12 protein-coding genes are annotated in these 13,872 nt (G+C 42.2%); 8 read left to right on the top strand and 4 right to left on the bottom strand.

Annotated features, from left to right (window positions below):
• Positions 1–149: 149 nt before the first annotated feature.
• Complete coding sequence (locus V7K35_RS06865; protein WP_334795784.1) at positions 150–1,154, bottom strand: phosphoribulokinase; 1,005 nt, start codon at positions 1,152–1,154, stop codon at positions 150–152.
• Between the two features lie 443 nt (positions 1,155–1,597).
• Here V7K35_RS06865 and V7K35_RS29620 point away from each other — a divergent pair, with 443 nt between their 5' ends.
• The 7 genes from V7K35_RS29620 (at position 1,598) to V7K35_RS06895 (ending at position 8,131) form a co-directional block, all read left to right on the top strand.
• Positions 1,598–1,747 carry a helix-turn-helix domain-containing protein gene (locus tag V7K35_RS29620; RefSeq protein WP_442939696.1) on the top strand — a complete coding sequence of 50 codons (150 nt, stop codon included), beginning with the start codon at positions 1,598–1,600 and terminating at the stop codon, positions 1,745–1,747.
• Between the two features lie 533 nt (positions 1,748–2,280).
• Positions 2,281–3,627 (top strand): ferredoxin--NADP reductase, encoded by a 1,347-nt coding sequence (gene petH / locus V7K35_RS06870; protein ID WP_335077488.1) that lies wholly within the window; start codon positions 2,281–2,283, stop codon positions 3,625–3,627.
• Between the two features lie 219 nt (positions 3,628–3,846).
• Entirely contained in the window at positions 3,847–5,133 is a 1,287-nt protein-coding gene (locus V7K35_RS06875; RefSeq protein WP_335077451.1) for a homoserine dehydrogenase, read from the top strand.
• 132 nt (positions 5,134–5,265) lie between these two features.
• Positions 5,266–6,045: a Uma2 family endonuclease gene (locus V7K35_RS06880; RefSeq protein ID WP_335077453.1), complete on the top strand. Its 780-nt coding sequence runs from the start codon at positions 5,266–5,268 to the stop codon at positions 6,043–6,045.
• Between the two features lie 82 nt (positions 6,046–6,127).
• A complete protein-coding gene (locus tag V7K35_RS06885) occupies positions 6,128–6,307 on the top strand; it encodes a DUF3696 domain-containing protein (protein WP_335077490.1) in 180 nt (59 codons plus the stop codon).
• A 338-nt stretch (positions 6,308–6,645) separates the two neighbouring features.
• Positions 6,646–7,293 carry a hypothetical protein gene (locus V7K35_RS06890; protein WP_335077454.1) on the top strand — a complete coding sequence of 216 codons (648 nt, stop codon included), beginning with the start codon at positions 6,646–6,648 and terminating at the stop codon, positions 7,291–7,293.
• Positions 7,294–7,429: 136 nt separating this feature from the next.
• Positions 7,430–8,131, top strand: a complete 702-nt coding sequence (locus V7K35_RS06895; protein ID WP_335077455.1) for a Uma2 family endonuclease — start codon at positions 7,430–7,432, stop codon at positions 8,129–8,131.
• Between the two features lie 7 nt (positions 8,132–8,138).
• On the opposite strand, the gene V7K35_RS06900 is transcribed toward V7K35_RS06895, so the two are convergent.
• The 3 genes from V7K35_RS06900 to V7K35_RS06910 form a co-directional block, all read right to left on the bottom strand.
• On the bottom strand, positions 8,139–9,269 hold the full coding sequence (locus V7K35_RS06900; RefSeq protein ID WP_335077457.1) for a CO2 hydration protein: 1,131 nt from the start codon (positions 9,267–9,269) through the stop codon (positions 8,139–8,141).
• Between the two features lie 137 nt (positions 9,270–9,406).
• Positions 9,407–10,897, bottom strand: coding sequence for an NADH-quinone oxidoreductase subunit M (locus tag V7K35_RS06905; RefSeq protein ID WP_335077459.1), 1,491 nt, complete (start codon positions 10,895–10,897; stop codon positions 9,407–9,409).
• A 97-nt stretch (positions 10,898–10,994) separates the two neighbouring features.
• Complete coding sequence (locus V7K35_RS06910; protein WP_335077461.1) at positions 10,995–12,851, bottom strand: NAD(P)H-quinone oxidoreductase subunit F; 1,857 nt, start codon at positions 12,849–12,851, stop codon at positions 10,995–10,997.
• Between the two features lie 657 nt (positions 12,852–13,508).
• On the opposite strand from V7K35_RS06910, the gene V7K35_RS06915 reads away from it, so the two are divergent.
• Entirely contained in the window at positions 13,509–13,817 is a 309-nt protein-coding gene (locus tag V7K35_RS06915) for a carbon dioxide-concentrating mechanism protein CcmK (RefSeq protein WP_190891121.1), read from the top strand.
• Positions 13,818–13,872: the final 55 nt, after the last annotated feature.

Here is a 13,872-nt window from a genome sequence, read left to right on the forward strand (position 1 = left end):
TTGATAAAAACCACTAGCTATAAGGTAAGTATCTGTGAATAAGATAAATTTATGCTAATTATTTTGTGGATAAAATGTATTTAATAACACAAAAAAATGGGGGACACCCAGAAGCGCCCCCACAAACTTTGACACAAACACTGCTGCTTTTAAACCTGAACCGCTAACTTTGCTTCCTTAGCTGTTAACCGCTCATAGGCAGCACGCATTTTCAAACCTGTAAGTACTTGGAAGAAACCAGTACCATTATTGGAACCTGGATACTCACGATGCTGGAGTAACAAATGAGTCAATTCACCCTGATATTTTGTGGATGTATTGCTGAGATGGGTTTCGATATAAATTACTTCTTCCAAGTTATCAAATTGACCATCCACCTCTAGGACTGAGACATAGCGGCCGTAGTAAACATCTGAACCGTAGTACAGTTGCATACCAGGGTAGGAACAGGTCAGCTTGCGTCCACAGGGAGTCCAATTAATTGTTGACCCTTCATCAAACAGGTAGGTTGGATCAAAACCTTCCTTACCTTCCCGCTGGAGCATACGTACCCTTAAGACTCTGCGCTCGGTGTCGTTTTTGATCAAGTTCGTGGGTAATACCTGAAGAACTACATCGGCAAATTCTCTTTGTGGTTCGATAAACTTATCAAAGTCAGGTTTGCGAGAATTGATTTGGGCTAACACATCTTCGTAGCGATGACCACGTTCAGCCATATCTCGCTGAATTTTCCAGGCAATTTTGACTTCATCGCTAATGTCAAAATAAACACTGAAGTCGATTAGCGATCGCACCCGCTCATCATATAAAGGATGCAGTCCTTCAACAACTATAATGCGATTTGGCTCGATCCGCTCTGGCGGATCAAGCAAGCCGGTTTCATGGTTGTAAATCGGCTTATCAATCCCTTGACCATTTTTGAGCGCTTTAATTTGCTCATACATCAAGTCAAAATTGTTCGCCCTGGGATCTAGTGCAGTTATCCCAGTTTCTTTACGCTGTTTGCGATCCAGGGAGTGATAGTCATCCAAGCAGATGACTGTCATTAAATCTTCACCAAACAAATCTATCAAACGACGCAAAAACGTAGATTTACCGCACCCAGAGTCTCCGGCTACTCCAATCAGTACCACGCGTTCCGGCTTACTTGTCATAAATCTCCTCTAAAATAGTAAAATTGTGTCAATATTTTTTCACACAGCAGATTCTGAAGCCAGGAGTTTACCCCTTTGGTTTATCCTGCGTTCTTGCTACCTAGCACATCTATAAGACACCAAGCGGGTAGACAACAAAGTAATTAAGTTGCTACTCGTCGGACTAGCCTGAATGTTGGTACCGGTAAGTATTTAATCCTAGTGGTGTATTTGATTTTAACAGAAGGGGGTATTCCATACAAGATTGCTGTCTAGAAGAATTAGCGTGGTTCATCAATCATTTTGTTGATTTAGCTGTTAATTTAAAAATGGGGATCAGCACCGCTCATCAGTGTTGTACCTCTGTCAAGCTACTACTTGTGATATATAATCAAGTCTATAAGGTATAATTTATTATTGCCACGAATTTGTTGATCTTCTTAAATTGTAATTCCGGCTTGACAATGCCTAAGATATTCAGAGCAAAAATCTATCCAACGAATGAGCAAAAAAATTCCATTAGTCAAATTATTGGCTGTAAACTACCTATACTGACGAGACTTGGGGAAAAATCCTTTGTTAAAGGTAGACAAACCGACGCCACAATGTACTAGTCATCTTAATCTATAGACAGGTGATTAATATAGCTAACAACATTCCGGGAGAGTAGTAGATTTAAATAAGTAAAACCAATTGGAAGAAAACCTTCCTCTCCTTGGCGTTCTCCGATTTAAACTCTTACAGTAAGCAAGCACAACGGCAATTTTTAGAGAGAAAGTGAGTCGTAACTTCCACCAATCAAAGCACCCCTCTAACAATATCTGCCATTGGAAGTTACTCATTAGGTAGTAAGGTAAAAAGCTATCTCCCTGATGGGGGTGGTAGTTAACGAAAAAAAGATTAAATTGACTCATTATTAACATTCTCCACAAGACTTATCCTTTACCTTAGAAGGTGAACAGGTGTGTTTTTTACTATGCCTGCATGTCTTTGGTGAGTATACTTAGCAAGGCATTAATTTAATGATGCCGTTTTTCCTTCTTTCTCCAGTTTTGTGAAACGAAAATCCGCTAAACTAAAGCTGGCAAGGTAGGGGAAAAGTTTTTTTTGAAAAACGGTTAAGTAAATTATCGGAGTGGTAGAACGAATGTACAATCAAGGTGCTGTTGAGAGTGCTGCCAACACAGAATTAGGTAGCCGCGTCTTCGTATATGAAGTAGTGGGTTTGCGTCAGAGAGAAGAAACTGATCAAACTAACTACCCAATTCGTAAAAGTGGCAGTGTGTTCATCAGAGTGCCTTACAACCGCATGAATCAAGAAATGCGACGTATCACTCGTCTAGGCGGCACAATTGTTAGCATCCAGCCCATAACTGCTTTAGAGCAAGTTAATGGTAAAGCCTCACTTGGAAATGCTACAAGCGTTGTCAGCGAGTTAGCTACATCTGGGGAAACTGCTGACAGTGAAGGGAATGGTAAAGCCACACCTGTAAATGCTGATAGTGAAGCTAAAGACTTAGCTAAACCACCAGCACAAGAACAGCTCAAGAACAAGGACAAGAAAGGCAACACCATGACTCAAGCGAAAGCCAAAAAAGACCAAGGTGACATTCCTGTCAACACTTACCGTCCCAATGCTCCATTTATTGGCAAGGTAATATCTAATGAACCGCTAGTCAAAGAAGGTGGGATTGGTATTGTTCAACACCTCAAATTTGACATTTCTGCCGGGGATTTGAAGTATATAGAAGGTCAAAGTATTGGCATTATTCCACCAGGATTAGACAAGAACGGCAAGCCGGAAAAACTTAGACTATATTCCATCGCCTCAACTCGTCATGGCGATGATGTCGATGATAAGACAGTCTCACTGTGCGTCCGCCAGTTGGAGTACAAACACCCAGAAACTGGCGAAACAGTCTACGGTGTTTGCTCTACACACCTGTGTTTCCTGGAACCAGGAGCAGATGTAAAAATTACAGGGCCTGTGGGTAAGGAAATGTTGTTACCCAATGACCCTGATGCTAATGTAATCATGATGGCAACCGGAACAGGTATTGCCCCTATGCGAGCTTATTTGTGGCGTCAGTTTAAAGATGCAGAAAAAGCAGCTAACGCAGAATACGAATTTAAAGGATTCTCTTGGCTAATATTTGGTGTGCCGACAACTCCAAACCTTTTATATAAGGAAGAACTGGAAGAAATTCAACAAAAATATCCTGATAACTTCCGCCTCACTCCTGCCATCAGCCGGGAACAAAAAAATCCTCAAGGCGGTAGAATGTACATTCAAGACCGCGTAGCGGAATATGCTGATGAATTGTGGCAGTTGATTAAAAATGAAAAAACCCACACCTACATCTGCGGTTTGCGAGGTATGGAAGAAGGTATTGATGCAGCCTTAACAACTGCTGCTGCAAAGGAAGGTGTAACCTGGAGTGATTACCAGAAGCAACTCAAAAAAGCTCATCGCTGGCACGTAGAAACGTACTAAGTGCTGAGTTGCGTTAATAGTAATGGGGCATTTAGCCCGTTCTGAGTTATGAATTAGTAGGGTGGGCAGTGCTCACCCTACAATTGTTTTGTTATGAATATTATAAATAGTTGAGGAAAGAGTTCTAAGTTCTGAAGGGTAAAGTACTAAGTACTGATAACTACTCAATACTTAGTACTCAGCACTCAGCACTTAAAAAATAAATTGGGTGCAAAATTTGTGGGTGTGAAACTAGGAATACTGGGATTAGGCACCGTAGGAACGGGAACAGTGCAGTTGTTGCAAGATGGGGCTGGGCGTCACCCGTTGTTGCAAGAGATAGAAATCTATCGGGTGGGAGTGCGATCGCTTGATAAACCCCGGGCAGTAGAATTGTCTACGGAAGTCTTAACCGCAGATTTAGAAGCGATTGTCAACGACCCGGCGGTAGATATAGTTGTCGAGGTGATGGGTGGATTGGAGCCGGCGCGATCGCTAATCCTCAAAGCTTTAAGTAATGGTAAGCATGTAGTCACCGCCAACAAAGCAGCGATCGCCCGCTTTGGAGCGGAAATTTTTACAACTGCCAATCAAGCCGGGGTATACGTGATGCTAGAAGCCGCTGTGGGGGGTGGGATTCCGGTGATTCAACCCCTAAAGCAGTCTTTAAGTGTTAACCGCATTCACACTGTAACTGGCATTGTTAACGGTACGACTAACTACATCCTGACGCGGATGCAAACAGAAGGCAGCAACTTCAACGATATTTTAGCTGATGCCCAGCGATTGGGTTATGCTGAGGCTGACCCCACCGCCGATGTCGATGGCTTAGACGCAGCAGATAAAATTGCCATTTTGGCATCATTAAGCTTTGGTGGACGCATCAACTTACAGGATGTCTACACTGAGGGGATTCGGCAAGTCAGCAAAACAGATATTGCCTACGCCGAAAAATTGGGATTCGTGATTAAATTGTTAGCGATCGCTAAACGTAATACTCCCTCATCCCCACTCTCCATCAGAGTTCATCCTACCTTAGTGCCCAAAGCACACCCTTTGGCTAACATTAACGGCGTTTATAACGCCATTCTTGTCGAAGGAGAACCCATCGGGCAAGTAATGTTTTTCGGCCCCGGTGCTGGGGCTGGTGCAACCGCCAGTGCTGTGACATCAGATATCTTGAATCTAGTTGCTGTCCTCAAAACTAATACGGCAGTTGCAAATCCATTATTAGCTTGTGGACATCAAGAATATTGCCAAATTGCGCCGATGGCAGAACTGATAACTCGGTTTTACGCCCGTTTCCTTACAAATGACCAACCTGGAGTTATCGGGAAATTGGGGACTTGCTTTGGTAACTACGGCGTTAGCTTAGAGTCAATTGTCCAAACTGGCTTTCAAGGGGAACTTGCAGAGATTGTGGTTGTTACCCATGATGTACGGGAAGGCAATTTTAGGCAAGCTTTAGCAGAAATTCGGAATTTGTCAGCGATTGAAAGCATTCCCAGCTTACTGCGTGTACTTTGAGGTTAATCTAAAGTGCGATCGCCGTCTCAGGGGTTTCCGCAGCCTATAATACGTAGTTTTTTTAGATTTCTCCTTGCGCCTACGCTTGCTAGAGTAAATAACAAACCTCACGAAAAACGCGAGGGTATCCCTATGACTGCAACTAATCCAGCTACTAGCACCACACTTCCAGATCACACTCAACTTCCAGAGTCTGATGGCACTTTTGTGAAGAACTTCCAGGAACATCCCCAAAGCATTCTACTAACTGAGTCCATTAAACCAGTATTGCAAAAACGTCATCCTGATGGGCAATATTGTATAGGTCAAGACAGTGGTATCTATTGGCGTATTACTGACCCACCAGAACGAGGTGCAGAAGCTCCCGATTGGTTCTATGTCCCGAATGTGCCGCCTACACTGAATGGGCAAATGCGCCGCTCTTATGTGCTTTGGCAAGAACACATTGCTCCGTTTATTGTATTGGAATTTGTCTCTGGAAACGGTGCAGAAGAACGAGACAAAACCCCTTGGACGGGTAAATTTTGGATTTATGAGCAGGTGATTCATCCGGCTTTTTACGGCATTTATGAAGTGAATAAAGCCAGTGTGGAAGTTTATCACCTGATTGAAGGACAATATCAACTTTTAGCAGCAAATGAACGGGGACATTATACTATTGCCCCTTTGGGAGTTGAGTTAGGCTTATGGCTAGGAGTTTATCAGAATGCAGAATTACCTTGGCTGCGGTGGTGGGATTTGCAAGGTAATTTGTTGTTGAATGGCGAGGAAAGAGCCGAACAGGAAAGCCAAAGGGCGGAATTAGAAAGCCAAAGGGCGGAATTAGAAAGTCAAAGGGCGGAATTAGAAAGTCAAAGAGTAGATCGCTTAACTGCTCAATTGCGATCGCTTGGTGTTGAACCAGAGGTTTAAGTATTTGGCATAAGGGTGCGATCGCGCCAATTTTTGATTTGCCTGGGGAAGGTAAACAAGTAATAGACTAGGTACGTAGAAGATTAAGCCGTATGATGTTAATTTACATTATTTTCAGCGACGAGAAAAAGAAGGACAAACTGTTACAGAAGTAGTATCACCACATATTGATAGAAACGGAAGAATTGATAAATGGCCCGATGGTTTCTTTGATGAATGGGAAAAAAGTTTAGATATTTTACTTGAGCCTGCGGGAGAGTAGAAGGTGGATTTTGACTTAATGTTAAATGAGTTATCTCTGCGGAATCCGGCTCCAAATAAGCAAGTAGCACAGCAAAGAATGTCTGAGCTAATTAAGACCATAAAGGCAGTGAAGCTCAAGGGGTAAAGGTAAACCTTCGCACTAAAGAAGATTTTTATACAACAATACTTGCACCTAACTATCCTCTTCGTCACTGGCTTAATGACGCGGAGCAAGTTGAACGGCTTTTTATCAAAACTCTTGCAACTAAAGCACCTTTCTCAACAGATATTACCAATTCAGAAATTCAAGATATTGAAAATAATGCTAGCTTGTCGGAATTTCGTTATCAAGGAGAAATGGCTATTGGGCTTGGTATCGCTTATGTACTTAATACGATCACAATCAATACAATTGCAATCAGCTTGCTTTCTCAGGAATGCTGGAATTGTAACCGTGTAAAACTGGAATTCCAATACTTGGATGAAGATGGAGAGATAATTAACGAAATTGTAGAAATTATCCATGCTAGCCGTAGCAGCCATGTACAAGAACACGTTAGTCTGATTCAACAAAATCAAGAGCGCATTTATCAAAATGTTAGCGATGGGGTACAAGTTTGGAATCGTAGAGAGGAATTATTTCCTAACCTAGAATTCTGCGATGCTGTTAGAAGGCAGTTGGAATATATCCGTACTGGACAGTTAGAACTACAACCTGTTGTGAGCATATTATTTGAGCTTCACAAATGTAGTAAAAACTGGAATAATGGCTATTTCAATCTCGACGGGTATCCTATTGAGAAATCGGGGGAGAGTAAACCAACGCTTGATAAATATTTCAAAGAAAGAACTTTTTATTGTCCTGATGGTAAAGAGCGTCTATTTGAACGACATGTTAAATTGAGATTCTGCAACTGGCGAATCCATTTTTTTGCGGAACAACCGGGAATAGTGATTATTGGCTATATTGGTCGTCATCTTCCTACAGTGAAATATCGGACGTAATCTTTAATTATTAGGTAAGAAAGTCTTGCTAGTCTGAGCCTAGCTTTACAGAAATACTGCGATGTCCACGGTAAGCCGCTTTACGTCTGTGCTTGCTAAACTAAAAAACAACCCTTACTCCTGCAAAGGTAACCTTATGACCTCTGCAACCGATTTATCCACCGACCTCACCCCGTTTCCAGACCATACACAACTTCCTGAGTCTGACGGTATATTCGTCAAAAACTTTCAGGAACATCCTCAAAGCATTCTCCTAACAGACTCGATTAAACCGATATTACAAAAACGTCATCCTGATGGGCAATACTGTATTGGTCAAGATAGCGGTATATACTGGCGCATCACTGACCCCCCAGAAAAAGGTGCAGAAGCACCAGACTGGTTCTATGTAGGGAATGTACCACCTACTCTGAATGGACAAACGCGCAGGTCTTATGTACTATGGCGAGAGTTTATTGCCCCATTGATTGCATTAGAATTTGTTTCTGGCGATGGTAGTGAAGAAAGAGATAAAACCCCTTGGAAGGGGAAATTTTGGATTTATGAGCAGGTGATTCGTCCTCCCTTCTATGGCATTTATGAAGTGAATAAAGCCAGTGTACAAGTTTATGAATTAATTGGTGGACAATATCAGTTATTAACAGCAAATGAACGCGCCCATTATCCCATACATCCTTTAGGAGTTGAGTTAGGAATTTGGCAGGGACAATATTACAATATGGAATTACCTTGGTTACGCTGGTGGGATTTGCAAGGTAATTTGTTGTTGACTGGTGAGGAAAGAGCCGATCGCTTAACTGCTCAATTGCGCTCTTTAGGCGTTGAACCAGAAGTTTAATCTTTACCTATTTATTCACATCAAGCAACCGCGAAGTTTCTAAGCGACTCATCCACTTCTCTAAATAAACTCGATTACCTTTTTCCTCATTTGGATCTTTAGTATCCAAGGGATAAGGCATCAGTCCCAAAATCGTTGCTGTCGTTACGCAAAACATCGATTTTTGGAAAGTCATACAAATTTGCACTCGCAAATCATCTTCACCTCGGAGGCTGCGACGATAAATTTCATGCAAGTATTCTGGAAGATAATGACGCATATCTTGCATCAACAAGGTAGGAGGAATACCTGCACCGCCGATGGGTAAAGGATCGGCGTATAATGCGCCATACTGGAATCGACTTTGATCTGGGGATATTTGATAAGCTTGGGCGTTGTATGAAACTGTGCCGTGGAAAGGTGTTCCTCTAAAAAAAACTGCTTCTACATAAGGTATTGCTGTGTCTGCTAAGAAAGTCAAACCAACGTCTTCAGGAATGATTTCATAGAGTTTTTCCCGAACTTTGACAGTGTAGGTAATTGGCTTGGATGCATTTTCCACTAACCCTACTTTAATATGGTCTACAATTTGGGGAATTGATTCGATTTCGCCTTTGTCGTAGCGGTCTGATAAGCTGAGAAAAATATCAGCCATGACTCGCCAAAATTGACCTAAACCAGTGTAGTAAGCAGAAACGCGTAACTGTTCGGTCAAAAAGTCTGGAAACAGTTGGTTAAGACCTAAAATTAAAGGATTATTTTTGAATTTAGCTGTGATAACAGCTTTGGCTCTTTCTTGAAATTCTTTTGTATCTAAATATGTATCTAAACCGCCGCCACCGTGCCACATCATGCCTTTCATGCAATACTCGGCATATTCAAAATTAATGCGATCATGCCACCAGTGACGAAGTAATTTCTGAAAAGATACTTCTCCATTAAAGTATTTAAAAAATGGGAAAAATACTAAAAACTGATGTTCGGCAATATAATTCAGATTTATTGAATAGGCATCTATAACTACGCCATAGCTTTTGAGAATACCAACTACTTCCACCACATTTTCTGGGCTATCGGAAAGTAATGCCTGTCCGGTTTGCAGGCGTTCAATAAACTCAGGTAAAGGTTCGTTTGTGAATTTCTTTCTAATAGTTACCATTGTAATTTCTCCATTAAGTATTGGGCATGGGGCATTGGGCATGGGGAAGAGGACAAGGGGGACAAGGTAGCAATCTTTCTCCCTTGTCTCCCCCATCTCCCTCATCTCCCCACTCCTCACTCCCTACTCCCCATTCCCTATTTTTTATCCAAGGACACTGTTGCTACAACGTTTTGAGTATTCACCATTGCTGTAATTGTTGGTTCACTCCAGCGTGCTAACCAAGACGGCTGGATGCCAAAAATCACAATTAGCACAGCTAAAATTGCAGCTGGGCCGCGATCGCTCCAATACACACGCGGCAAGTTAGTAACTTGTGCAGACAAGCGTCCAAAAAAGGCCTGATTGAGGAGTATCAGGAAGTAAACCGCAGTTAAGCCTGTACCAATCATGCATAGCAAGGTTTGGACTGGGAAAACTGGAAAACTCCCCCGATAAACTACGAATTCGGAAATAAACCCGACCATTCCTGGTATACCAGCGCTGGCCATGACTCCCACAACAATCAAGCTACCAATTACGGGCATACCCCGTTCTGGGTTCAGCAGTCCTCGGAGGACTTCTAAATCCCGGCTTCCGGCTTTTTTATACACAACCCCTACCAGCAAAAACAGCATTGCCGAAATCAAGCCGTGGCTAATCATTTGCATGACAGCACCCAACACGCTTAAGGGTGTAGCCGCCGCCGCCGCTAAAAGCACATAGCCCATGTGTCCAATGGAACTGTATGCCACCATTTTTTTCATATCGGTTTGGGCGATCGCGCAGGATGAACCATAGAGTACGCTCACTACTGCCCAAGTCGCCAACCAAGGAGTTACATAACTCCAAGCTTCTGGTAACAAGTTCATGCCAAAGCGCAGTAAGCCGTAAGTTCCCAACTTCAACAGCACCCCAGCCAGCAGCACTGAAATCGGTGTGGAAGCTTCAACGTGAGCATCTGGCAACCAAGTATGAAAGGGAACTAAGGGAATTTTAATTCCGAAACCTACCAAAATCCCCGCTAGCAGTAAAAGCTGTGTTGCTAGAGGTAAAGTTGTAGTGTTCAAGGTTGCTAGTGCAAAGTTAGAGGAACCACTCAGCCAAACCATGCCGAGGAAACTTGCCAAAATCAAGATTCCAGAAACAGCAGTATAAATGAGAAATTTTGTTGCCGCATAACCCCGCTTGGCTCCACCCCAAATAGCTATCAAGAGATATAGCGGGATTAGTTCCAATTCGTAAAACAGGAAAAATAGTAGTAAATCCTGTGCTAGAAAAGCTCCAGTCACCCCAGCGCTTAATAATAGTATCAAAGAGTAATAAAATTTAGGACGCTGTAGGGTTTGATCACTGCTGTAGATGGCAATGCAAGTTAACAATCCATTTAAAACCAGCAATGGTAAAGATAAACCATCTATCCCAAGATTATAGTTTAAGCCTAAAACGTCTACCCAAGGGAGAGACTCGGCAAACTGTTGAGTTATTTCTCCTGGATGGAATTGAATTGCTAGTACGATTGTCCACAAGAAAGCAATACTGGCAAAGACCAAAGCCACCCCACGGGCAAATTTTCCATTAATACCAGAGGGGGAGAAACCAATTAAAGCTGCACCGATTAACGGCACTAAAATTAAAACACTAAGCATAGAATTCAGGTAAGGGGAGCAGGGGAAAGGGGAGCAGAAGAGAATAAGTAACTTTTAACTCCTAACTCCTGTACAGACGCGATTAATCGCGTCTCAATTAAAAAGGCAATTTATCTAGTAAACCCGATGACCAGCTGATGAAAAAACCCAGGACGCTGACAACTGCTAGGATGGTCAACATATAGCCCTGAGATTGCCCAGAAATGCTGTATTTTAAAGTTTGTCCGCCGAGAATTGTCGCAAACCCAACCAAGTTTACTAAACCATCGACTAAATAGCGATCGCTCCAAGCAGAAATTTTAGATAGCAGTGCTACTGCACTTACCACAGTTACAAGATAAACGCGGTCAATATAAAAATCATAACCTAACAAGTCTTGCAGAAATCTCCATGCCAAGATTCTGGATCTTGACCAAGCTTTGTGCAGATAAACTGTACACCCTACACCTACGCCTACCACGGTAGACCCAAACAACGCTAAGGCTACATACCAATTAATACTTTCCCAATCGGGTAGTAAGTACCATTGCTGTAGCATCAGAGGTACAAGCAGAGTCAGCACTGTAAGAATCACCATTGGCAAGGCCATCTGCCAACCAACTTCTGGAGTGCGACGGGTCTTTTGTTGCGGTTTCCCCCAGAAGACTAATCTAAATACTCTCGTCAAATTAAATGCTGTCAAGCCATTGACCAATATTAAAACCCCAATCACCCAAGGGCTAATATTCACGAAACCGTCAGCCCATGCTAGCATTGCCCAAAAGCTTCCCAATGGTAGCAGTGATACCATTCCCGCTGAACCGACAACATAGGCAGTGGTGGTGGCTGGCATCCGTGACCACAGACCGCCCATTTCTGTTAAGTCTTGGCTTTGGGTAGTCAAGATTACCGAACCCGAACTCATGAATAATAATGCTTTAGCGATCGCATGAGTTAATAGCAACATCAAGGCCACACCCCCTTGCTGCAATCCCACCGCCAAAAACACTAAGCCCATGTATGCACTGGTGGAATGAGATAGCGATCGCTTAATATCTATTTGAGCTAAAGATACTAATGTTGCCCCAATCGCTGTCACCGTGCCCATGACTACCAAGGTATTTAAGGCAACTGGCGACAGTGCTAACAATGGTTGCAGTTTATACAAGAGATAAGCACCACCAGCTACTACTAGTGAGTTTCGCATTACCGAGGCGGGATTGGGCCCTTCCATGGCCTCATCTAACCACAGGTGCAGTGGAAATTGGGCACATTTACCAGCAGGCCCAGCAATTAACGCCAACCCCAGCAATGCTGATATGGTTGGGCTTAAATTAGCTGTTTGCGCCCACTCATATAAATCCGAAAAGTTCAAACTGCCGGCTAAGGTAGAAAGCGTTACCACAGCCATCAGTAGCAACAAGTCTCCCACCCGTTTAGTCCAAAACGCATCTCGCGCTGCTGTTACTACTAATGGTTGAGCATACCAGAACCCTACCAACAAGTAAGTTGAAAGCGTCAGGACTTCCAAAAGGGCATAGCTAACAAACAAAGAATCGCTGATTGCTAGACCACTCAGCGCTGCTTCAAAAAATCCCAGTAGCCCAAAAAAACGCGCTAACGACCAGTCTTTTTCCATATAACCCAGAGCGTAAACTTGTGCCAGTAAGCTTAACCCTGTAATTAAAACTGTTGCCCCAATACTGATTGGCGATAGTTCCAAGCTTAAAGATAAGTCTAAATCCGCAGCTTTGAACCAAGTAATCAGTAAGTTTTCTGGTTCTCTATCCCAAATATTTTTAAATACAAACAGGCTATGGGCAAAAGCCAAAACGGTCGTTAACAAGTTGATGTATGCCGCAGGTCTTGGCCCTGTTCGCCGAATTATCCCTATTCCCCACGGCAACGTCAAAATTGCACCCAATAAGCTATATAAAGGCACAAACCAACTTGTTGAAAATAGAAATTGATTCATTTAAATTTCCCTTGACGACTTAGCCTTGATTTTAAAAAAGCTTTCATACATTTATTTATTCTAAAAAATTAATTTAAGAAAATATCAATTTTTTTTACTATTGTTTAAACTAAATTATCAAAAGTGTTTTTACTTCACTTTCCTCTATTAAACTTCCATAAAATATAACTTTACATACGCAAAAGCATTTACTTGCCTTAACCTTACTGACCTTTTTACATTTGTATTCCTACTTTGAGCAAAGTAGTTTATACGATATATTTGAAAAAATTATATATTTTTCACCTAGTCCTTGTACGTCTGCCTAAAATTGGCAGAAGATAGAAACAGCAAAAGACACAGCCGCTTCTCGTCACTCGCCAGATAAAATTACCCTTGGTTATGAATGTCGTTTTGTAAATGTGATAAAGAAATTATAAAGCATAAGTGGCTGCTCTAGGAATCAGTAAACTTTAATTGCTCAGAAGCGCAGATAAATTTATGTTAAGTTTTCTAAAACTTTCTTATCATAAACTATTATAGTAATTTATATTGCCAAGAACGCCAAGCTTTCCTATGCTTAATTTGGAAGTGTTTTCTTAGCTTTAAGATAAAGCTCTCCCCGTCAAAAATTTCAAGCGACAGTACTGATTAGATTCATTTTGTAGGAGTTCTGCGATGCCAATTGCAGTTGGAATGATTGAAACGAAGGGCTTTCCAGCAGTCGTAGAAGCTGCTGATGCGATGGTGAAAGCCGCCCGTGTCACTTTAGTAGGGTATGAAAAAATTGGTAGCGCTCGCGTCACCGTAATAGTTAGGGGAGATGTATCTGAAGTGCAAGCTTCCGTAGCTGCCGGGGTTGAAGCGGCGAAAAGAGTAAATGGTGGTGAAGTCTTATCCACTCACATCATTGCTCGTCCTCATGAAAACCTGGAATACGTCTTGCCGATTCGTTACACAGAAGCTGTGGAACAGTTCCGTACCTAAAAGCTGTTTAAACAAAGTAACTAACGCTCTTTACCTTTTTTGAGCATCGCTTTTG

Origin of the sequence: Nostoc sp., from assembly GCF_036917275.1 — a bacterium.
Lineage (GTDB): Bacteria > Cyanobacteriota > Cyanobacteriia > Cyanobacteriales > Nostocaceae > Nostoc.

What these genes read in the sequence shown, in the direction of transcription:
- V7K35_RS06865 (WP_334795784.1), bottom strand. Translation starts at nt 1,154, where the DNA reads ATGACAAGTAAGCCGGAACGCGTGGTACTGATTGGAGTAGCCGGAGAC.
- V7K35_RS29620 (WP_442939696.1), top strand. Translation starts at nt 1,598, where the DNA reads ATGCCTAAGATATTCAGAGCAAAAATCTATCCAACGAATGAGCAAAAA.
- petH (WP_335077488.1), top strand. Translation starts at nt 2,281, where the DNA reads ATGTACAATCAAGGTGCTGTTGAGAGTGCTGCCAACACAGAATTAGGT.
- V7K35_RS06880 (WP_335077453.1), top strand. Translation starts at nt 5,266, where the DNA reads ATGACTGCAACTAATCCAGCTACTAGCACCACACTTCCAGATCACACT.
- V7K35_RS06890 (WP_335077454.1), top strand. Translation starts at nt 6,646, where the DNA reads ATGGCTATTGGGCTTGGTATCGCTTATGTACTTAATACGATCACAATC.
- V7K35_RS06895 (WP_335077455.1), top strand. Translation starts at nt 7,430, where the DNA reads ATGACCTCTGCAACCGATTTATCCACCGACCTCACCCCGTTTCCAGAC.
- V7K35_RS06900 (WP_335077457.1), bottom strand. Translation starts at nt 9,269, where the DNA reads ATGGTAACTATTAGAAAGAAATTCACAAACGAACCTTTACCTGAGTTT.
- V7K35_RS06905 (WP_335077459.1), bottom strand. Translation starts at nt 10,897, where the DNA reads ATGCTTAGTGTTTTAATTTTAGTGCCGTTAATCGGTGCAGCTTTAATT.
- V7K35_RS06910 (WP_335077461.1), bottom strand. Translation starts at nt 12,851, where the DNA reads ATGAATCAATTTCTATTTTCAACAAGTTGGTTTGTGCCTTTATATAGC.
- V7K35_RS06915 (WP_190891121.1), top strand. Translation starts at nt 13,509, where the DNA reads ATGCCAATTGCAGTTGGAATGATTGAAACGAAGGGCTTTCCAGCAGTC.